The sequence below is a fragment of the Lysobacter capsici genome (assembly GCF_014779555.2).
In the GTDB taxonomy this organism is placed as follows: domain Bacteria; phylum Pseudomonadota; class Gammaproteobacteria; order Xanthomonadales; family Xanthomonadaceae; genus Lysobacter; species Lysobacter capsici.
In genome coordinates this window covers 726,974-747,386 of record NZ_CP094357.1, presented here as the reverse complement: position 1 = coordinate 747,386, position 20,413 = coordinate 726,974, and the positions used below count along the sequence as shown (strand labels likewise).

Genomic DNA, 20,413 nt, shown 5'->3' with positions numbered 1-20,413 from the left:
ACGCTCGTCATAACGAAAAGCGAAGACGCGCTTGCTTATGTTGCGCTCGCCTCGCCAAGGAATTTCCGACGGTCCAACCCCGTCGGGCCCCGGCCGGCGTTCTCAAGTCGCACAACCCGATCATTGGAGGATCACCATGTTGCTGCGCGCCACTCCCCGTACCGCCCCTGTCGCCGCGCTCGCGCTCGGCATCGCCGTCGTCCTGGCTGTCGCCGGCTGCGGCAAGAAAGTCGACCGCGCCGATGCGCCGGCCATGGATCAAGCCGAATCGGTCGCCATGTCGGCGCCCGTGCCGGCCATGGAAAGCAAAACCTATTTCCTGCAGGAAGCCCCCGTCGCGGCCAACACCGAAAACTACGAGAAGATCGCCGCCAACCCGATCCACCGCGTCGCCGAACAACCGGTTTCGACCTTCTCCATCGACGTCGACACCGGCAGCTACGCCAACGTGCGGCGCATGCTCGCCGCCGGCGAACTGCCGCCGAAGGACGCGGTGCGGGTCGAGGAGCTGCTCAACTACTTCGACTACGGCTATCCCAAGCCGGCGTCCAAGGACACCCCGTTCCAGGTCACTACCGAGCTGGCGCCGGCGCCGTGGAACGCCAAGCACGTGCTGATGCAGATCGGCATCCAGGGCTATGACGTCGACAAGGCCGAACTGCCGCCGGCCAACCTGGTGCTGTTGATCGACACCTCCGGTTCGATGGACGAACCCGACAAGCTGCCGCTGCTGAAGAAGGCGTTCGCGCAACTGGTGCCGCAACTGCGCGCGAAGGACCGGATCTCGATCGTGGCCTACGCCGGCTCGGCCGGGCTGGTGCTGCCGCCGACCCCGGGCGACCGCGGCGGCGAAATCCTCGCCGCGCTCGACAACCTGGCGGCCGGCGGTTCGACCAACGGCGGCGAAGGCATCCAGCTCGCCTACGCCGTCGCGCGCCAGGCCTTCGTCGACGGCGGCATCAACCGCGTGCTGCTGGCGACCGACGGCGACTTCAACGTCGGCACCGCCAATCAGGAGGCGCTGGAAACCCTGGTCGCCGACCAGCGCAAGAGCGGCATCGCGCTGAGCACGCTGGGCTTCGGCACCGGCAACTACAACGATGCGATGGCCGAGCAACTGGCCGATGTCGGCAACGGCAACCACGCCTACATCGACAGCGCGCTGGAAGCGCGCAAGGTGCTGGTCGAGGAACTGGGTTCGACCCTGCTGACCATCGCCGGCGACGTCAAGGTGCAGGTCGAGTTCAACCCGGCCGTGGTCGCCGAGTACCGCCTGATCGGTTACGAAAACCGCATGCTCAAGCGCGAGGATTTCAACAACGACAAGGTCGACGCCGGCGAGATCGGCGCCGGCCACGACGTCACCGCGTTGTACGAGGTGACCTTGGTCGGTTCCGGCGGCGAGTCGGTCGATCCGCTGCGTTACGGCAAGGGCAGCGAGGCGGCGGCCGATGCGAAAGCGCCGCGGGCCGCGGCCGGCGATGCCAAGAGCGGCGAACTGGCCTTGCTGCGGCTGCGCTACAAGCGTCCGGGCGAGAACGACAGCCGCCTGATCGAGACCCCGCTGCTGCGCAAGGACATCGCCGGCGAACCCAGCGAACGCCTGCGTTTCGCCGCCTCGGTCGCCGCCTTCGGCGATCTGCTGCGAGGCGGCACCTACGTCGGCCAGGATTTCGGCTGGAACGGGGTGATCGGCCTGGCCCGCGGCGCGCGCGGGGACGATCGCAACGGTTACCGCGGCGAGTTCCTGCAACTGGCGCAGACCGCGAGCAGCCTGCAGGCGAGCGGGCCGGTGAAGGGCGTGGCGGTCGCGGGCGAGTAAGCGCGACGGTTCCTGAGACTTACCGTACAACCTTCAAGATCCGCGCTGAATTCCCTCTCCCGTTTACGGGAGAGGGCTAGGGTGAGGGCCGCTCCGGCTCGAATTCACAAGCCACACAGTTCGCGCTACGCGCTTCCCTCACCCCAACCCCTCTCCCGTAAACGGGAGAGGGGCTTTTAGACGCTCGACGATCAAGCCGAAGGCACCGCGCCATCGCGCTTGTTGATCCCCGTCGCGAAGTACAGCACCACCAGCAAGATCAGGAACGCCGGCCCGACGTACAAGGCCACGCGCGTATCCGGGAAATACGCCATCAGGCCGATCACCAGCACCAGGAACGCCAGCGCGATCCACGAGGCGACCGGGTACATCGGCATGCGGAACGCCAGCGCCGCCTTGTCCTGCGCGCTCAGGCGCTGACGGAACTTCATGTGCGAGACCAGGATCACGCCCCAGGTCCAGATCGCGCCGAAGGTCGCGATCGAAGTCACCCACACGAACACCTTGGCCGGCGCCAGATAGTTCGCCACCACGCCGATCAGCAACGCCACCGCCGACACCAGGATCGCGGCGCGCGGCACGCCTCCGGCCGAGGTGTGGGCGAAGAACGCCGGCGCCTGCTTCTGCTGGGCCAGGTTGTAGAGCATGCGCCCGGTGCTGAAGATGCCGCCGTTGCACGAGGACAACGCCGCGGTCAGCACGACGAAGTTGATGATGCCGGCCGCCTCGCGGATGCCCAGGCGCTCGAAGGTCATCACGAACGGGCTGCCGGTGGTGCCCAGTTCGTTCCACGGGTACAGCGACAAGATCACGAACAGCGCGCCGACGTAGAAGATCACGATCCGCCAGAACACCGAATTGATCGCATCGGGAATCGACTTGGCCGGATTGGCCGCCTCGCCCGCGGTCAGGCCGATCATCTCCACGCCCAGGTAGGCGAACATCACCATCTGCAGCGACATCAGCACGCCCTGCGCGCCGTTGGGGAAGAACCCGCCGTGCGCCCACAGGTTGCTGATGCCGATCGCCACGCCGTTGTTGCCGAAGCCGAACACGATCATCGCCAGGCCGGCCAGGATCATCACCACGATGGTCACGACCTTGATCATCGCGAACCAGAATTCGAACTCGCCGTAGGCCTTGACCGTGATCAGGTTCACCGAACCCATCGCGATCAGCGCGGCCAGCGCCCACGCCCACTGCGGCGAATCCGGGAACCACATCTGCATGTAGATGCCGACCGCGGTGATCTCGGCCACGCAGGTCACCAGCCACAGGAACCAGTAGTTCCAGCCGGTCAGATAGCCCGACAGCGGGCCGAGGTAATCGCGCGCGTAGCGGCTGAACGAGCCGGCGACCGGGTTGTGCACGGCCATCTCGCCCAGCGCGCGCATGATGATGAAGATCGCCGCGCCGCCGAGCAGGTAGGCCAGCAGGATGCCGGGACCGGCGAGCTTGATCGCATTGGCCGAGCCCAGGAACAGGCCCACGCCGATCGCCGCGCCCAGCGCCATCAGGCGGATGTGGCGCTCGCTCAGGCCGCGATGGAGTTGCTGTTGATTGGTCTGCATCCGCCGGACTCTCCGCAGGCTCCCGGCGCGACGGCGGCGCTGCGCTCAACGCGACCGGTCCGGAATCGGCGAAGCATACTCCGGGTGTCTGCGCAGCGGCGGATTAGCGGCCGCTTTCGCGTGCTCCCTCTTCCGCCGCACCTACTCCCTCTCCCGCTTGCGGGAGAGGGCTGGGGTGAGGGCATGCGCGCCGCAGTTGGCGACAGCGCTTGCCCTCATCCGCCCTTCGGGCACCTTCTCCCGCATGCGGGAGAAGGAAAACAGCCGGCTCTTAAGGGAGAAGGGAAGCCCTCAACTCTTGAGCTTGTACCCCGTGCGGAAGATCCACCACACCGCAATTAGGCACAACACCATGAACCCCGCCGTCATCCCCATGCTCAAGGCGATATCCACATCCGACTTGCCGTAGAAACTCCAGCGAAACCCATTGACCAGATACACCACCGGATTGAACAGCGAGACCCCGCGCCAGAACGGCGGCAGCATGTCGATCGAATAGAAGCTGCCGCCCAGGAAGGTCAGCGGCATCACGATCATCATCGGGATCATCTGCAACTTCTCGAAGCCGTCGGCCCACACCCCGATGATGAAGCCGAACAGGCTGAAGGTGACCGCGGTCAGCACCAGGAACACCGCCATCCACACCGGATGGACGATGGTGAAATCGACGAAGCAGCGCGCGGTGATCAGCATCAGCAAGCCCAGGATCACCGACTTGCTCGCCGCCGCGCCGACATAGCCGCAGATCACCTCGACGAACGACACCGGCGCCGACAGCAGCTCGTAGATCGTGCCCGACCACTTGGGCAGGTAGATGCCGAAGGACGCGTTGGAAATGCTCTCGGTCAGCAGCGACATCATGATCAGGCCCGGCACGATGAAGGCCGCGTAGCTGATCCCGCCGATCTCGACCATGCGCGAGCCGATCGCCGAACCGAACACGATGAAGTACAAAGAGGTCGACAGCACCGGCGTCGCGATCGACTGCATCAGGGTGCGGAAGGTGCGATGCATTTCGAAGAAATAGATCGCCTTGATCGCGTGCAGGTTCATGCGCGCACCTCCTGCGCGGCGCCCGGCGCGGGCTTCTTCTCCGCCTGCGGCGACTTGACCAGGTTGACGAAGATTTCCTCCAGCGAGCTTTGGCTGGTGTTGAGGTCCTTGAATTCGATGCCGTGCTCGGCCAGGCGCTTGAGCAGCGCGGCGATGCCGGTGTCCTCGGCCTGCGCATCGAAGGTGTAGACCAGTTCGTTGCCGTCGTCCGACAGGGTCAACGCATCGCTGGCCAACGCCCGCGGCACCGCGTCCAGCGGCGCCTGCAGTTGCAGGCTCAGCTGTTTCTTGCCGAGCTTGCGCATCAGCACGCGCTTGTCCTCGACCAGCACGATCTCGCCCTGGTTGATCACCCCGACCCGATCGGCCATTTCCTCGGCCTCGTCGATGTAGTGGGTGGTCAGGATGATGGTGACGCCGCTGTCGCGCAGGCGCGAGACCATCGCCCACATCTCGCGCCGCAGTTCCACGTCGACGCCGGCGGTGGGTTCGTCGAGGAACAGGATGCTCGGCTCGTGCGACAGCGCCTTGGCGATCAGCACGCGCCGCTTCATGCCACCCGACAGCGCCATGATCTTCTCGCCGCGCTTGTCCCACAGCGACAGCTCGCGCAGGATTTTTTCCAGATACGCCGGATTCGGAGCCTTGCCGTACAGGCCGCGGCTGAAGCGGACCGTGTCGTGCACGGTCTCGAACGCATCGGTGTGCAGCTCCTGCGGCACCAGCCCGATCGCCGAACGCGCGGCGCGGTAGTCGCGCACGATGTCGTGACCGTCGGCGAGCACCCGGCCTTCGCTGGGGTTGACGATGCCGCAGACGATGCTGATCAAGGTGGTCTTGCCGGCGCCGTTGGGCCCGAGCAGGGCGAAGATTTCGCCGCGGCGGATCTCCAGGTCGATGCCCTTGAGCGCGCGGTAACCGCCGGCGTAGGTCTTGGTCAAACCCTGGATGGAGACGATGGAGGACGCACCCGCGGCGTGGGCGGCGGGTGGACGGACGGACGTGGAATCGGACGGCATGGACTCTCCGTGGCGAAGGGTGCGTGGCGATGCTGCGCCGGAAACGGACGGTCGAGCGGAAGCGCGATGCGATGCGGGCGTGGATCGATACAGCGGCACGTCACTGCATCGCGATCGCGTGCGTGGCGCTCAGTGTACGGCTGGCGCAGGGTAGAGCGATGCGACGACGGCGCGATTCATGCCGATGCGATGCACCGTTGCACGCGTGCGTCCAAGCGCGCTCAACGCTCGGCCAGGTACGCGTCCAGGCGCTCGAAGCTTTCGCCCCAGCCCGCGACGATGCCGCGCGCCTGCGCCGCCTCGCGTTCGGCCTGGCCGGCGAACTCGATCCGCACGCTCAGCAGGGTCTGCTCCGGGCCGTGTCCGGCGAACAGCACGGTCACCCGCGACGGCTGCGACGGCCGCTCGTCGTCCCAATCGTCGACGTAGACCAACCGCTGGGGTTCGACGACCTCCTCATACGTCCCCTTGATCGGGTATTCGGCGCCGTCCGGGCCGACCGTGCAGATCCGGAACCGGCCGCCGACCGCGACATCCATCTGCCGCACCACGCCGCGAAAACCGCGCGGCCCCCACCAGCGCGCGACATGGATCGGGTCGGTCCAACCGAGGAACACCAGATCGCTCGGCGCGTCGATGATGCGTTGCACGGTGATGCTGCGTTCGTCGATGCAATGCGTGGTGCGCGCGGGCGCGGCGACGAGCGTGCCGGAACCGTCGGACGTCATGTCGAACTCCTGAGCATGGATAACCGCGCCGGCCACGGCCAGGCCGCGGTCCGCGCGCTGCGGGCCGGATGCCGGCATGGACGCCGGCGGATGAATCGGCCTGCTAATTAACCAATCGGGAAACTACAACCCGAAGGTGCAAGCGTCAAGCCGATCGGCACACAGAATCCACGTCTTCGTCCCAGAGCCTGAGACGGCGGCTCGCGGCGTTCGAACCTTGTGTCCGGGCATCTTGTCGGGCACACACACATCCCGATTGCGGCCTTCCCGGCGCCGCAGATCCTCAGCCCGCCGGCGTGGCCTTGCGCGGCCGCTTCGGCCCGGGCGCCGAATGCCGGCCCTGCGCCGCATCGATCTCGTCGATCCAGCCCGCGCGCGACCCGGCGAAGGCATCGGCGTACGGCACGTACGGCTTGATATCGAGGATCGGCGTGCCGTCGAGCAAATCCACGCCGCGCACGATCAACGCCCGCGGCTCGACCCGGACCAGTTCCACCGCCGACAGCCCGAGCGGATTGGGCCGGTGCGGCGAACGCGTGGCCAGCACCCCGCGCTTGGGCCCGCCACGTGGCGGCTTGACCTGAGGCGTCCAGCCCTGGCTGCGGTGGAACGCGAAAATCAGCCAGATGCGCTCGAACCCGTGCAGATCGGCGTACGCCAGCGCCGGCAGCTCGTCGACGAATTCCAGCCGCGCCTCGATCGCCTCGCCGCTCTGCGTGCCCTGCACCACCGTCGATTGGTGCGGCGCATCGATGCGTTGCGCATACGGCGAGCGCAGATAGGCGATCGGGCGGCAGGAAAACGCGTCGGACATCGGACCAGGCTTCGCGGCGGTGCGGCGATCATTGTCGCCGCCACGAGCGTGTTTGTGGGAACGGGTCCGCGCTTCCAACAACGCCAGCGACCCTCATCGCAGCCTGCGAGACCGCCGCGGCCCAGGCTGCGCCGCTCGACCCGCTCAAGCCCCGGCACGACCGCCAGCGCATGCGTTTTGTCACTGCTGCACCCTGCGCCGATGGCGGTATGCTCGGCGCCGAGCGCACGCGCCGCAGCCCCGCGCTGCCGTCTCCCCCGCCCGCCACGAGGACGCCATGAAATACCTGGTCATGATCTACAACGACGACAGCCTGATCGAAGCCCTGCCCGCCGGCGAATACGAAACCATGATGCGCGGCTGCATCGCCCACGCCGACGACCTGCGCGAGACCGGCGTGCTGCTTGATTCGCAGATGCTCGCCGCGCCCGCCAAGGCGACCTCGCTGCGCACCCGCAACGGCCGCACCACCTTCATGGACGGTCCCTATGCCGAAGCCAAGGAGTACCTGGGCGGCTTCAACTTGATCGAAGCGGCCGACATGGACGAAGCGGTCCGCGTCGCTCAGGAATTCCCCTGGAGCCGCACCGGCCGGATCGAAGTGCGCCCGGTGATGGATTTCGAACAGGTGCGGCTCGCGTTCGACGCCTGACCCGCCGGCACCACGTCGCCACCCCGCATCACCTTAGCAAGCCGGCGCATGCCGGCTTGCTTGCGTTATAAGCAAGGCGGACGGACCCGCCGCACGGGCCGGTCCGGCCGACAGGTCGATGCAGCGACACGGCATCGACCCCGAACCGCGACCCGGCGCGTTCGCAGTTGCATCGCGAGGTCGCCGACGCGCTTCGCCCACCGCCCGAACGCTACAAGGATGTCCGCATGAAACTGCCGCACCTGACCTGTTGGCTGTTGCTCGCCCTCGCCGCGTCGCTCGGCGCGTATCCGGCGTCAGCCGCGGCCGCCGCCAAGACCAACACCAAGACCTTGCGCCCGTTCGCCAGCGAGCGCGAATTCCGCGCGTTCGTCGCGACCCTGCGGCGCAGCCAACCGGTCCACGAAGCGCCGCCACCGTCCCCGGTCGCGTCGATGCCGGCGCCCATGCTGTCGCCGCCCGCGTCGGCGAAGGCCGACTCGACCACGCTCGATCGCATTCAGGTCACCGGCTCGCGCGTCAGCGCCCCGGCCGACGAATCGATCACCAACGTCCAGACCCTGGGCGTCGACGAAGGCGACATCGTCAAGAAACAAGGCGACTACCTGATCGTGCTGCGCCGCGGCCGCCTGTTCACCGTGCGCATCGGCGGCGACCGCCTGCAGCCGGTGTCGTCGATCGACGCCTTCGCGCCGAACTCGGACCCGAACCAGACCTGGTACGACGAAATGCTGGTCTCGCGCGACACCGTGGTGGTGATCGGCTACAGCTACGACCGCGGCGGCACCGAGGTCGGCGTGTTCGATCTGAACGCGCAAGGCCAGTTGAAATACCGCGCCACCTATCAGCTGCGCAGCAACGACTATTACTCGGCCAGCAACTACGCCAGCCGTCTGATCGGCCGCACCCTGATCTTCTATTCGCCGCTGGCCTTGCGCCCAGGCAGCGACCTCGCCCAGTCGATGCCGGCCCTGCGCCATTGGCGCCGCGGCGCCACCCCGGCCGACTTCAAGCGCATCCTGCCGGCGACCCGCATCTACCGCAGCGCCGCGCCGGTCGACCACGACGACTTTCTCACCCTGCACACCGTCGCCTCGTGCGATCTCGACGCCCAGCCGATGCGCTGCACCGCCACCGCGGTGCTCGGACCGGCGAGCCGCAGCTTTTATGTCTCGTCCGATTCGGTCTATGTCTGGACCTCGAGCTGGAGGCCGAAACCCGGCACGCCCAACGCCGCGATCGTGCGCATTCCGCTCGACGGCGCCGCGCCGACCGGCCTGCGCGCGAGCGGTTCGCCCTGGGACCAGATGTCGTTCCTGCAACGCGACGGCTGGCTCAACGTGCTGGTCGGCTCGCAAAGCGACGGCGAAGGCATGTGGTCTTCGCGCAGCAACGCCGGCGAACTGGCGCTGCTGCGGGTCAGGCTGGACAGCTTCGGCGACGGCCGCGCGGTCGCCGCGCGCAAGGCTTACCGCGTGTTGCCCGAGCTCAATGGCGAAGACGCCGATCTGCACGCGCGCTTCATCGGCGACTGGCTGGTGTATGGCGCCGGCGACAACTGGAGCGACAAAGCCCCGCCGTTGCGCGCCTATGCCCTGCGCTATGCCGATACCGCTGCGGTCACCACGCTGGCATTGAAGCACCAGGTCGAACGCGTCGACGCGCTCGGCGACGACGCGGTGCTGGTCGGCGGCAACGACGACGACGACCATCTGTACTTCAGCAGCGTCCGCCTCGACCGCGGCGCGCGCATCGCCGACACCTACGTGCAGCGCGACGCCCGCCAAGGCGACGAGCGCACCCACGGCTTTTTCTATCGCGCCCAGGACGAGGATCGCGGCATTCTCGGCCTGCCCGTGCTCAGCGAAGACAACAGCGACCGCGAGCAGGCCAGCGTGCTGTTCCTGCGCAACCAGCGACTCACGTTGAGCGCGCTGGGCCAACTGAGTTCGAAGGGCGACCCGAACGTCGACGACGGCTGCAAGGTCAGCTGCGTGGACTGGTACGGCAACGCGCGGCCGATCTTCATCGGCGATCGCGTGTTCGCCCTGCTCGGCTACGAACTGGTCGAAGGCCGCGAGGACGGCGACCGCATCCGCGAACGACGCAGGACCGACTTCTCCCCGCGCGCCAAAGTCTCGCCCTGAGCGCGGGCGTGGCCGCCGCCCGCGCCGGGGCGCGTTGAAACCCCTGTCCCGTGGCGATCGGGACAGGGGGACAGCATGGCATCGGTACGGATCGGATGGCTCGCGTTGGTCGGGCTGTGTTGCGCGACGCAGGCCGGCGCCCACGGCGGCGGTCTCAACGCCGAAGGCTGCCATCACGATCGCAAGCGCGGCGGCTATCACTGCCATCGCGGCCCGGCCGCCGGCGCGGCGTCGCTGATGCCCGACGCGGCGCCGCGGCCGCGTCGGCCACAGTCAGCGCAAGGCCTGGCGCCATCGGCGCTGGCGGCCGGATCCGGCCCCGCCTACTACCGCAACTGCAGCGCCGCGCGCGCGGCCGGCGCGGCCCCGGTGCGGCGCGGCGACCCGGGCTACGGCCCGCATCTGGACCGCGACGGCGACGGCAAGGGCTGCGAATGAATCCGGTCGCAGCATCGCCACGATCGTGAATTCGCGGCAACGGCCACGGCGTTTAACGCATTGCCGCTATGCAGTGCCGGTGGCGAGGCGGAGAATCGAAGCGTCCCCACCGCATCGGAGCCCGTCATGAACCTGCGGACCGCATTCGCCATCGCCCTGTCGGTCGCCGTGCTGGCGGCCGCGGACGTCGGCGCCGCTTCGCGCACCGTCACCGATCCCGCCGCGCCGCGCAGCCTGCCCGACCAGGGCCCGGTCAGCGTGCGCTGGGAAGACCCGACGAACTTCACCGAGATCCGGCACAGCCGCAACCGCTTCGACGCGCGCCGCGGCAACTGGGTCGAACAACTCGCCCAGCATCTGCGCACCCGCGCGCAGAAACAGCTGCCCGAAGGCCAGACCCTGCAGGTCGACATCACCGACATCAAGCGGGCCGGCGATTACGAGCCCTGGCACGGGCCGCAGTTCGACGACACCCGTTTCATCCGCGACATCTACCCGCCGCGGATCGTGTTGAACTTCAAGCGCACCGACGCCAACGGCCAGACCGTCGAGGAAGGCCAGCGCACCCTGCGCGACATGAGCTTCCTGATGGGCCCGCGCACCGGCAGCGACAGCGATCCGTTGCGCTACGAGAAGCGCCTGATCGACGACTGGCTGTATCAGGAATTCAAGAGTCCGAGCGCGTAATCGCGCCGAGGTCGCAACCCACCGGTGTCGACCGCATGAAAAACCCCGCATCGCGCGGGGTTTTTCGTTTCCTGCATCGCCGCGCTTCGATCGCGCCAGCGCTTTGAACCATGCGGCCCGGACCAGGCGGCACGAACGGCTGTAACCGTTCGCGCCGCCGCGATCGCGCGATGGCTTACTGCTGCGCAGCGCTCGGGTCCGCGTCCGGGTCCATGTAGAACACTTCCCAGGTGTGGCCGTCCAGATCGTCGTAGGAGCGCTGGTACATGAAACCGTAGTCCTTCGGCTCATGCATCGTCGCGCCGGCCGCGGCGGCCTTGTCGGCCAGCGCATCGACCTCGGCGCGGCCGGGCAGGCTGACCGCGATCAGCGATTCCACCTGCTTGCTCGCGTCGACCAGGGTCTTCTTGGTGAACGACTGGAAGAACGGCTCGACCAGCAGCATCACGAAGATGTTCTCGCCGAGGATCATGCAGGTCGCGTTTTCGTCGGTGAATTTTGGATTGAAGCTGTAACCGAGCTGGGTGTAGAACTCGACCGCGCGCGGCAGGCTCTTGACGGACAGATTGACGAACAGTTGCGAGTGGGTGGTCATGGCGAAGGTCCTGGTTGGTGAGGATTGGTTTGGCCGGCGGCGCAGGCCTGGATGACCCTGCGTTTGCTGCCTGCTCCTGTTAGCGACGAGCCACGATTGCGGGAATCGACAGGCCCGATAAAAAAATTTCGCGCCGGTTCCGAGGCCGCGGCCGGCCGCCCCGATCCGCCGGCCGCGCCCACATCGGCCCGCTCGCTCAACCGGCCGGAAGCGCCGCTTCACGTGCCGGCACCCGGCGCCCGGCCAGCAGTTCGGCCCAGCGCGCCAGCAACAGATCGGTATACGGCGCGGCGGCGATCCGGTACGCCCCGAGCGCATAGCCGTCGTTGACCTCGATCAGGGCGGTCCGGCCGTCGGCCAGCACACCGAAATCGATCGCGTACGCCGCCGGCGCCTCGCCGCTGTCGCGAAAGGCCCGCACCGCCTCGGCGATGGTCCGGGCGCAAGGCACGAGCTGCGCGTCGCCGTCGTAGGGATCCAGCGCGACCACCTGGGTACCGATCACATAGGCGCGGAACTCCGAGCGCCACTTCACGACCTGCGAGCACCACACCTTCTGCCGGCGCGACGCGGAACCCAGGAAGTAAAGATCGGCATTGCTTTCGAAGACCCGGCCGGTGAAAGTTTTGATCCGCTCGGCCGGCTTGACGAACACCGGCTGCTGCCGGTCGTCCCAGATGCGTTGTTCGATCTCGCCCAGGGTGGATTGCCAGACCTCGCGACGCAGCAGATCGCGCAGCACCCGCGGATAATCGTTGGGCGGCGGCACCTCGATGCCCAGTTGCTTGATCGCGCCGAGCATCGCCGGCATCGCGCCCATCACGAAACTGCGTTCGTCCAGCGGCAGGCTGCGCCGGTCGATCTGCTTGCGGGTAAAAAACTTCATGGCGACGCCGCGTCGCTGCAGTTCGCCGACGACGCGCGTCTCCTCGTCGCCCAGGGGGCCGTTGCCCCGGCTCTCGATATAGGCGATCTGGAACATGGCGCGGTTCGCGGCAGTGGAACTGCGGCCAGTGTAGCAACGGCGCAAGCGGTCGTTCGCGCTGGCCAGCATGGCCTGAGACGGCCACCGCTCGATCGCCGGCGATGGCCGCCCGGAGCCCGGGCGGCCATCATCAGGCGGTTACCGCGCCGTATCAGTTCTTCTCGATACCGAAGATCTTGCCGTTGCGCGGATCGAGCTTGAGCTTCACGTCGCGGCCGCCGGTGTCCTCGGCCTTGGCGTTCCAGATGCCCTCGTCGTAATCGACGTCATGGATGTCGGTGTACCCGGCGCTCGACAGCGCGGCGCGCACGTCGCGCTCGCTCAACTGGGTGACTTGTTCGTTGGCGTATACGTTGCCGGTGCGCGGGTCCAGCAGCACCTGCACCCGATTGCCGTCGGCGCTGCGCGCATCGGCCTTCCACACGCCTTCGTCAAAATCCAGATCGTTGACCTTGGTATAGCCCTGCTCGGCCAGGCGGGTGCGGATCTGATGCTCGGTCAGCGAAGTCTGGGCCTGCGGTTCCTGCGCCGCGGCGACGGTCGGTACGCCGATGGCCAAGGCCAGTGCCAGCATGATCGGTTTCATGATGTGCTCCTGCTTGAGGAGGTTTCGATTGTGGCCAGCGCATGCAAACGCGGAATGAATGTGCGCGTGTTCAGTCATATCGAGCTTACATTCGCCATGAATGCTCACCAATTGCCTACGCGATTCTTATCCCGGGATCATGCCGCGCTCACTGTTCACTAACGTCTCTTCGGCCGCCGCGTTCGTCGCTTTGGGTGAGCCGGGAATCGGGAATTGGAAGATCAAGAGCCCGAGTCGTCGCTGCTGCCACAAGCGCTTGTTTCGACCGCGATCCTTCGCATCCTTCAGGCACTCGCGATACGGCTGGACCGCACGTCTCGCGCAGGCGCCCCGCGAACCCATCCGCGCGGCTCTTGGCTTCGCGCCCGCCAATGGCTAACGTGGCGGCATGCGGCCGCCGGATGCGGCCCTGGGGGATGGCAATGATCGCAAGGACACTGCTGCTGGCCGCGTTGCTGCTGCCGGCCGCCGCCGCGCAGGCCTGCATCAACTACATCGGCACCGATCACCAGGGACACTCGTTCTCGCCGGACTGGATCGTCGGCGAGGAGCTCACCGAGCACATGACCGGACAGGTGGGACGGCGCTGGCAGATGGAGCGGGCCAGGGAGGTGATCGCCGACGCGCGCGCCAAGCCCACCTTCGATCACCTCAACAACCTGGGCGTGCTGCTGATCTATCAAGGGCAGTACCCGATCGCGATCCGCCAGTTCCTGATGATCGAACGAACCTCGCCGGGACGTTACGAGACCGCGGCCAACCTGGGCACCGCGCTGGAACTGGCCGGCTACGATCAGGTCGCGCTGCGCTGGATCCGCATCGGCATGCGCCGCAACAACGATGCCCATCTGCAATCGGAATGGCTGCATGCGCGGATTCTCGAAAGCAAGATCGCATTGGCGAAGGACCCGAACTATCTCGCCAAGCATTCGGTGGCCGGAGTGCAGTTCGGCGACGCGCTGGTTCCGCCGATGCCGGCCATGCCGGCCGGCAACGACGGCAAGCCGGTGACTCCAACCATGCTGCAACGTTCGATGAGCTATCAGCTGTTCGAACGCACCCAGTTCGTCAAGCCGACCGACCCGATCGTCGCCAACGTGCTGCGCGACTGGGCGACCCTGCACCTGGTCGGCGGATCGATCGAGAACGCGAACACGCTGTACGAACTCGCCGTGACCTACGGCGCGCCGCACGACGCGCTGATGAAACGCCGGCAGGCGCATATCCGCGCGATCCTGGCCAAGCCTCGCAAGGACGGCGACGAGGCCGGCGAGTGCGCGATCTGCGGCGGCTATAACTAACCCAGACCGCCGCCATGGCCGACACGCCGACGATGCGCGCCACCTACGATCCGCGGGTTGTACGCGCTTGGCAACAGGCCCTGGCCGCACACCCGCCGTTGTTCCGCAAAGCCGCGTCGGTCGCGGCGGTGGTCGCGGTGGCCGGCCTGGGATTGAGTTGCGTGCCCGCGCTGCATGGCGGCGCGGTCGCTCTGGTGCTGTTTGGATCGGGTCTGGCTGGCGCGCTGCTTGCGGCGCTGTTGCTGGCGCTGGATCACGAGCGCCACGCCGTCGATCTGTGTTGCCCGCACTGCGGCCGCAACCCGACCGGCATGCAAAGGCAAGCCGCCACCTGGATCGACCACTGTGTTCACTGTATGTACTGGCTGAAAACGCCGCCATGGATCGCGCCGCCAGCCGACGACGCGACCTGCCCCCCCACCGCGCCCACCACCAAGGAACCGCCGCGATGAATCTTCGTACCGCTGCATTGACGCTGCTGTTCGTGACCGGCGCCGCCGGCGCCGAAGCACCGGCCAAGGTCGCCGCCGACAGCTACGGCCTGTCCAAGGAACAGGCGGTGGAGGTCTGCAAGCCGCGCGGCGAACACGAGTACCTCGCCCGCCTGGTCTGCCCGGACAGCGAGCATGCGACGTTCGAGCGCAGCGGCAATTTCGGCGAACGCACGCCGCTGCCGGGCGATCTGAGCGACGACGCTACCAATCGGCTGATCGAGGACATGATGGGCTACAAGGCCCTGCAGCCGGGCGAGGCCGACTATCACATCGTCGACGGCTACGAGGTGGCGTGCGGCGAGACCAAGATCCGCGTCTACCTGGATATGTACCACTGCGATGCGCCGCGGCCGACGCGGGCGCCGGCGGGTTTCAGCATCATCAATTAAGCGCGCAGAAAATAAAAAGCGCGGCGCGCGATCCGAAACCACCGCACCGACCAGCCGCGCACCGACATAGAAGCCACGAGCCATTCGTGGCGCGAACGCAAACCGTTGAACGCGACGAGCCCACCGCGACCTCACGATTAAGCCGCCGGCGCCTCATCGCCACGGCGCGTGTCGATCGTCGCGCCCTCCTGCAAGGTCCGCGTCACCGGCGTCTTGCCCGCCACCTCGAGCAAGCGCTGCCATTGCTCCTCGCTCAAGCCGGCATCGCTGTGCAGGACGCGTTCGATCCGGGTATCGCCTTCGCGATTTTTCAGCAAGGTCAACTCGACCCGCAGTTCACCCAGTTCCCAGCCTTTCTTCTCGGCATACATGCGCAAGGTGATCGCGGTGCACGCGCCCAGCCCGGCGAGCAGATAATCGTAGGGCGCCGGGCCAGCATCCTGGCCACCCGCGGCGACCGGCTCGTCGGCGATGAGATCGTGCTCGCCGGTTCGGATGCGATGACGATACTGCGGGCCTTCGGAGCAAACCCGCGCGGTCGAGATGGCTTTCATCAGCGTTGCGCCTTGAGATTGAGGTTGGCGGGCACCGGCGCGGGAATACGTTCCAGCGTGGTGCCGGGCACGTCGCCGAAGTAACGGCCGGCATTCCAGTCCTCGCTGGCCTGCAACACTTCCTCGGGCGTGCGCGCGACGAAGTTCCACCACATCAGCAAGTCCTCTTCCAGCGGCTCGCCGCCGATCAGCAACAACCGCGCCGCGCCGTCGCAGCGCAATCGCAATGTGTCGCGGCCCAGGCCCAGGTACAGCAGGGTGTCGGCTTCGATGCGTTCGCCTTCGACCTCGATCTCGCCTTGCAGACACAGCACCGCATGTTCGAATCCGGGCGTGAGCGGCAGCTCGGTGGAAGCCGCGGCGCTGGCGGCCAGATCGATGCCGACCAGCGGCGTGAACACCCGCGCCGGCGCGCGCTCGCCCAGGGCTTCGCCGGCCAGCACGGTGATGCGAAAGCCGCCGCGCTCGAGGATCGGCAAGTCGGGGTAGTGATGGAACGACGGCTCACGCTGCCGCTGCGCGTCGGGCAGCGCGATCCACAATTGCGTCAGATGCACGCGGCCGGCGTTGCCGTCGGGCGGCTCTTCGGCGTGCACGATGCCGCGGCCGGCGGTCATCAGATTGACCTGGCCGGGACGGATGAGCTGCTCCGAACCCAGGCTGTCGCGATGCAGCACTTCGCCTTCGAGCATCCAGGTGAAGGTCTGCAGGCCGATATGCGGATGCGGGCCGACCGCGGGACCGGCGCCGGGACCGTGCTGGATCGGGCCGGCATGATCGAGAAAACACCAGGCGCCGACCTTGCGCCGGGTCCGCGACGGCACCGCGCGATGCACTTCGAAGCCCGGCGCGATCTCGCGGCTGCGCGTGGCGATGCGTTCCAGCACGGGCTGGCCGGCGCATTGCGCGCCGTCGCTGCTGCGCACCGGTTCGGCGGACGCTTCGGGACGGCTCATGGCGATACTCCTGTGGTCGGCGCGGCTTCGTTCGACCCGACCGCCGCCTGCAACGAGGTCGCGATGCGCACCTCGCCGGTCAGCACCTTGTGGATCGGACAGGCGTTGGCGATCTGCAGCAAGCGTTGGCGCTGTTCGTCGGACAGATCGCCGTGCAAGGAAACGACGCGGGTCAGCTCGGTACCGGCCTCGGGCTTGCCGTTGGGATTGAACTGCAGCTCGACCCGCACCTCGGTCAACGGCCACTGCTTGCGCGCCGCGTACATGCGCACGGTGATCGCGGTGCAGGCGCCCAGGCTCGACAGCAGCAAGCGCTCGGGCGACGGCGCGGTGTCGCCGCCGCCCAGATCGGCCGGCTCGTCGGCTTGCCACAGATGGCCGAGATCGTCGCGCAGGTCGACCCGGTACGGCGCGGCCGCGCTGGCGGCATGCACGCTGGGAACCACGAGGTTGGAGTCGGGCATTGGATATCCTGATGATGAAGCGCATCGCCCTTGCCGCGCGCCGATCGTCGACGCGCCATACCGGCGATGCGGTTATGAGCGAACCATAGCGCAGACCCGGCGGTATCGCGGTTGCCGGAATCTACACACACAGTCCCATCCGGCGAACAATCGATCGAGGCGGGCGTGGGCGCCGATCACGCCGCGAAGCCTGCCGCGGAGCTGCGAAAAGCTTGGCATCGCGACGCCGACGCGCGAGCGCGACAAGGCCCCACTAGCCACTGGATTCGACAACACACCGGGTCACGCCGCGGTTCGCGCGCACTCAACGCAGCGCGTCGCTCACCGACATCGATTCGACCCGCGGATGCGTCTTGCGCAATGCATCGGCGAAGCGTTTGGCGTCTCCGACCACGACGATGCTAGCGCCGTCCGGATCGAACGATCGCCGCGCCGCCTGCCGCACCGCCTGCGGCGTGACCCGCTCCACCGCGGCGATGAATCGGTCGAGTTCGCTCAAGGCCATCGCCTGCGCGGCGTGATCGCCGATCAGGCCGGCCACGCCCGCGCCGGTGCCGACCCTGCGGCTGAATTCGCCGATCACCAGTTGCTTGCGCGCCTGCAATTCGGCCGCGTCCATCGGCTCGGCGCCGAGCCGGCGCAGTTCGGCCAGGATCAGTTCGACCGCGCTCGCGGCCACCTCAGGTCGGGTCAAGGTGGCCGCGACCAGCGAACCGGGCTGACGGGTCTGGCTCAATACGCTGCCGGCGTCGTAGGTCAATGCGCGCTTGTAGCGCAGTTCGGCATTCAGGCGCGAGGCGCTGCCGCCGCCGAGGGCGGCGTTGGCGACCAAGGCCGCGTACCAGTCGGGATCGTTGCGCGCGAGCGCGGGCCGGGCGACGACGATCGCGGCCTGACTCACCTCGGGCATGTCGACCACGATCACCCGCGGCTTGGGCGTCGAGGTCGCCTGCGGCGGCGATGCTTCACCGACCGCATCGACCCGCCAATCGCCGAACGCCGCTTCGGCGAGCTCGCGCGCTTGCGCCGCGCTGACATCGCCGACCATGACCAGACTCGCGCGCGCGGGTTGCCAGGCGCGCGCATGCGCGGCGGCGAGGTCGTCGCGGGTGATGGCTTTCAAGCTCGCCGCCGTGCCGGATGATGGCCGGCCGTAAGGCGCATCGCCGAACACCGCGCGCGACGCAACGCGGCGCGCGATCCGCATCGGGTCTTCGCCGTAGCCGTCGAGCGCATCCAGCGCCTGACCGCGCGCGCGTTCGATATCGTCGGCGGCGAACGCCGGACGACGCACGATGTCGGCGAGGATCGCGAGCGCGGCCGAGCGCGACGCCGCGCCGACGTTCAAGGTGACCGAGGCCGCATCCAGGCCGGCGCCGCTGCCGAGGCTGCCGCCTAGCGCTTCGACCCGAGCGGCGATGTCGCCGTTCGATGCAGCGGCGCGACCCGTGGTCATCAGCGCCGTGCCCAGCTCGGCCAGACCCGCGCGTCCGAGCGGATCGCTGGCGCTGCCGTCGGGCGTCACCATCGCCAAGGTCAGCAGCGGCGCGCCGCGTTTTTCCACCAGCACCACGCGCAGGCCGTTGCGCAGGCGCCATTCGAGCGGCGCGGGAATCGTCGGCAGCACCGCCGGCCCCGCGGCCGGCAATGCGATGCGTTCGTCCGGCGGCGCCAGGGTCACGACCGGCAGGTCAGGCGCGGGCGTCAGCGTGGTTTCGACCACCGTCGGCCGGACCGCGATGGTGTCGCCCTTGGTTCCGGCCGGCGCCGCGTCGATCGGCAGATAGCGCAGGGTCGCGGCGCGGCGCTCGAGCAGATAAGTATTGGCCACGCGCTGTACATCGGCCGCGCTCACCGCCAAGGCCGCGGCCAGCTGACGCTGATCGGCGCGCGCATCGCCAGCGACCAACACCGCGCGACCCAGCGCCATGGCCCGGCCGTCGGGGGTCTCGCGGCTGCGCAGCGCCGCGGTCAGCAACTGGTTCTTCGCCCGGCTCAGTTCCTCCGCCGTCACCGGCGCGTCGCGCAGTTTCGCCACCTCTTCGCTCAACGCGGCTTCGCCGGCATCCACGTCGACATCGCCGGCGAGGATCGCGTAGACCGCCAGATAGCCGCCGAGCCTGCGCCGTTCGAACCGGGTCGACGCACTCTGCGCGAGCGAACGCTGCCGGACCAGATGCGCATTGAGCCGCGCGCTCGCGCCGGCCGACAACAACGCATCGAGCACCATCAACGCCGGCGTATCGGCATGATCGTCACGCGGCAAGGGATAACTCTTGACCACCGCCGGCAATGGCGTCGCCGGTTCGTAGACGGTCTGGCGGCTGGCGGTTTCGCGCGGCGGTTCTGACAAGTCGACGCGCGGGATCGGCGTGGCGGGACGCGCAATCGGCGCGAAGTAGCGATCGATCCAGCGATCCAGTTGTTCCGGATCGAAATGGCCGGCGACCACCAGCACCGCGTTGTCGGGTCGGTAATAGGTGGCATGAAACGCGCGAACTTCCTCGAGCGTGGCGGCGTCGAGATCGTCGCCGCACCCGATCGCCGGACGCGCATACGGCAGGCGCGCGTACGACAGCGCCGGCAGATACTCCTGGACCAGACGACCGTAGGCCTGCGACTGCACGCGCGTGCCGATTTCTTCCTTCACCACCTTGCGTTCGGATGCGAGCGTCGGCGCGTCGACGACCAGACCGGCCATGCGATCGGCCTCGGCGAATAGCATGCGTTCCAGGTACGCGGCCGGCACGGTCTCGAAATAGCGGGTGTAGTCGTCTTCGGTGGACGCGTCGTTGCTGCCGCCGACGTCCTCGGCCAGGCCGGTGAAACCGCCCGCCGGCAGGTTGCGGCTGGACTTGAACATCAGGTGTTCGAACAGATGCGCCAGGCCGGAGCGGCCTTTCGGATCGTCCTTGCCGCCGACGTCGTACCACACGTTGACCGCGACCTCGGACACCGAGGTGTCGCGCATCGCGTAGACGCGCAGGCCGTTGGCGAGGGTGCGTTGGGTGAAGGCCGGCGCCGGCGGAAGCGAAGTTTCGTACGCGGGTTCGAGCGCGGACGGTCCGGATGCTGCGGCTGTCGCCTGCAGGCTCAGGCACGACAGGACGGCGACCGCGACGGCCAAAGAGACGGGGAAATACCGCACGCGCATTCGC

General features: G+C 67.7%; 20 protein-coding genes. 8 read left to right on the top strand and 12 right to left on the bottom strand.

The window, feature by feature from the left end:
• The first annotated feature begins 277 nt into the window (after positions 1-277).
• Positions 278-1,822 carry a vWA domain-containing protein gene (locus tag IEQ11_RS03040; protein ID WP_425494673.1) on the top strand — a complete coding sequence of 515 codons (1,545 nt, stop codon included), beginning with the start codon at positions 278-280 and terminating at the stop codon, positions 1,820-1,822.
• Between the two features lie 191 nt (positions 1,823-2,013).
• Here the strand turns inward: IEQ11_RS03040 and IEQ11_RS03035 are convergent, their stop codons facing one another.
• The 5 genes from IEQ11_RS03035 to tsaA form a co-directional block, all read right to left on the bottom strand.
• Entirely contained in the window at positions 2,014-3,393 is a 1,380-nt protein-coding gene (locus IEQ11_RS03035) for an amino acid permease (protein ID WP_191821263.1), read from the bottom strand.
• A 291-nt stretch (positions 3,394-3,684) separates the two neighbouring features.
• Positions 3,685-4,446: an ABC transporter permease gene (locus IEQ11_RS03030; protein ID WP_191821264.1), complete on the bottom strand. Its 762-nt coding sequence runs from the start codon at positions 4,444-4,446 to the stop codon at positions 3,685-3,687.
• Positions 4,443-5,465 carry an ABC transporter ATP-binding protein gene (locus IEQ11_RS03025; RefSeq protein WP_191821265.1) on the bottom strand — a complete coding sequence of 341 codons (1,023 nt, stop codon included), beginning with the start codon at positions 5,463-5,465 and terminating at the stop codon, positions 4,443-4,445. The genes IEQ11_RS03030 and IEQ11_RS03025 overlap by 4 nt, the downstream gene beginning before the upstream one ends.
• 221 nt (positions 5,466-5,686) lie before the next feature.
• The gene (locus IEQ11_RS03020; protein WP_191821266.1) at positions 5,687-6,193 is read right to left on the bottom strand and encodes an SRPBCC domain-containing protein; all 507 of its coding nucleotides are present in this window, start codon (positions 6,191-6,193) and stop codon (positions 5,687-5,689) included.
• Between the two features lie 283 nt (positions 6,194-6,476).
• Entirely contained in the window at positions 6,477-7,007 is a 531-nt protein-coding gene (tsaA, locus tag IEQ11_RS03015; protein ID WP_036102773.1) for a tRNA (N6-threonylcarbamoyladenosine(37)-N6)-methyltransferase TrmO, read from the bottom strand.
• A 277-nt stretch (positions 7,008-7,284) separates the two neighbouring features.
• Between tsaA and IEQ11_RS03010 the strand changes: the two genes are divergently transcribed.
• From IEQ11_RS03010 to IEQ11_RS02995, 4 genes are all read left to right on the top strand, one after another.
• A complete protein-coding gene (locus IEQ11_RS03010) occupies positions 7,285-7,659 on the top strand; it encodes a YciI family protein (RefSeq protein WP_036102411.1) in 375 nt (124 codons plus the stop codon).
• A 227-nt stretch (positions 7,660-7,886) separates the two neighbouring features.
• Positions 7,887-9,806: a beta-propeller domain-containing protein gene (locus tag IEQ11_RS03005; RefSeq protein WP_191821267.1), complete on the top strand. Its 1,920-nt coding sequence runs from the start codon at positions 7,887-7,889 to the stop codon at positions 9,804-9,806.
• 75 nt (positions 9,807-9,881) lie between these two features.
• The gene (locus IEQ11_RS03000) at positions 9,882-10,244 is read left to right on the top strand and encodes an excalibur calcium-binding domain-containing protein (protein ID WP_191821268.1); all 363 of its coding nucleotides are present in this window, start codon (positions 9,882-9,884) and stop codon (positions 10,242-10,244) included.
• A gap of 126 nt (positions 10,245-10,370) precedes the next feature.
• Positions 10,371-10,931: a DUF3016 domain-containing protein gene (locus IEQ11_RS02995; protein WP_191821269.1), complete on the top strand. Its 561-nt coding sequence runs from the start codon at positions 10,371-10,373 to the stop codon at positions 10,929-10,931.
• Between the two features lie 175 nt (positions 10,932-11,106).
• Here IEQ11_RS02995 and IEQ11_RS02990 read toward each other — a convergent pair whose 3' ends face one another.
• The 3 genes from IEQ11_RS02990 to IEQ11_RS02980 all read right to left on the bottom strand — a co-directional run bounded on the left by IEQ11_RS02990 (position 11,107) and on the right by IEQ11_RS02980 (position 13,097).
• Positions 11,107-11,526: a VOC family protein gene (locus IEQ11_RS02990; RefSeq protein WP_057920628.1), complete on the bottom strand. Its 420-nt coding sequence runs from the start codon at positions 11,524-11,526 to the stop codon at positions 11,107-11,109.
• A 196-nt stretch (positions 11,527-11,722) separates the two neighbouring features.
• Positions 11,723-12,508, bottom strand: a complete 786-nt coding sequence (locus IEQ11_RS02985) for an ATP-grasp domain-containing protein (RefSeq protein WP_157753769.1) — start codon at positions 12,506-12,508, stop codon at positions 11,723-11,725.
• Positions 12,509-12,662: 154 nt separating this feature from the next.
• Positions 12,663-13,097, bottom strand: coding sequence for a PepSY domain-containing protein (locus IEQ11_RS02980; protein ID WP_096412547.1), 435 nt, complete (start codon positions 13,095-13,097; stop codon positions 12,663-12,665).
• Positions 13,098-13,519: 422 nt separating this feature from the next.
• On the opposite strand from IEQ11_RS02980, the gene IEQ11_RS02975 reads away from it, so the two are divergent.
• From IEQ11_RS02975 to IEQ11_RS02965, 3 genes are read left to right on the top strand one after another with little or no spacing between them, the layout of a single operon-like run.
• The gene (locus IEQ11_RS02975; RefSeq protein ID WP_191821270.1) at positions 13,520-14,398 is read left to right on the top strand and encodes a tetratricopeptide repeat protein; all 879 of its coding nucleotides are present in this window, start codon (positions 13,520-13,522) and stop codon (positions 14,396-14,398) included.
• Between the two features lie 14 nt (positions 14,399-14,412).
• Positions 14,413-14,850, top strand: a complete 438-nt coding sequence (locus tag IEQ11_RS02970; RefSeq protein WP_191821271.1) for a hypothetical protein — start codon at positions 14,413-14,415, stop codon at positions 14,848-14,850.
• Positions 14,847-15,281 carry a hypothetical protein gene (locus IEQ11_RS02965; RefSeq protein ID WP_191821272.1) on the top strand — a complete coding sequence of 145 codons (435 nt, stop codon included), beginning with the start codon at positions 14,847-14,849 and terminating at the stop codon, positions 15,279-15,281. Before IEQ11_RS02970 ends, IEQ11_RS02965 begins: the two co-directional genes overlap by 4 nt.
• 137 nt (positions 15,282-15,418) lie before the next feature.
• On the opposite strand, the gene IEQ11_RS02960 is transcribed toward IEQ11_RS02965, so the two are convergent.
• The 4 genes from IEQ11_RS02960 to IEQ11_RS02945 all read right to left on the bottom strand — a co-directional run bounded on the left by IEQ11_RS02960 (position 15,419) and on the right by IEQ11_RS02945 (position 20,403).
• Positions 15,419-15,835, bottom strand: a complete 417-nt coding sequence (locus tag IEQ11_RS02960) for an OsmC family protein (protein WP_191821273.1) — start codon at positions 15,833-15,835, stop codon at positions 15,419-15,421.
• Positions 15,835-16,791 (bottom strand): pirin family protein, encoded by a 957-nt coding sequence (locus tag IEQ11_RS02955; protein WP_191821274.1) that lies wholly within the window; start codon positions 16,789-16,791, stop codon positions 15,835-15,837. The genes IEQ11_RS02960 and IEQ11_RS02955 overlap by 1 nt, the downstream gene beginning before the upstream one ends.
• A complete protein-coding gene (locus IEQ11_RS02950; RefSeq protein ID WP_191821275.1) occupies positions 16,788-17,255 on the bottom strand; it encodes an OsmC family protein in 468 nt (155 codons plus the stop codon). Before IEQ11_RS02950 ends, IEQ11_RS02955 begins: the two co-directional genes overlap by 4 nt.
• 304 nt (positions 17,256-17,559) lie before the next feature.
• Positions 17,560-20,403 (bottom strand): M16 family metallopeptidase, encoded by a 2,844-nt coding sequence (locus IEQ11_RS02945; RefSeq protein ID WP_247024709.1) that lies wholly within the window; start codon positions 20,401-20,403, stop codon positions 17,560-17,562.
• Positions 20,404-20,413: the final 10 nt, after the last annotated feature.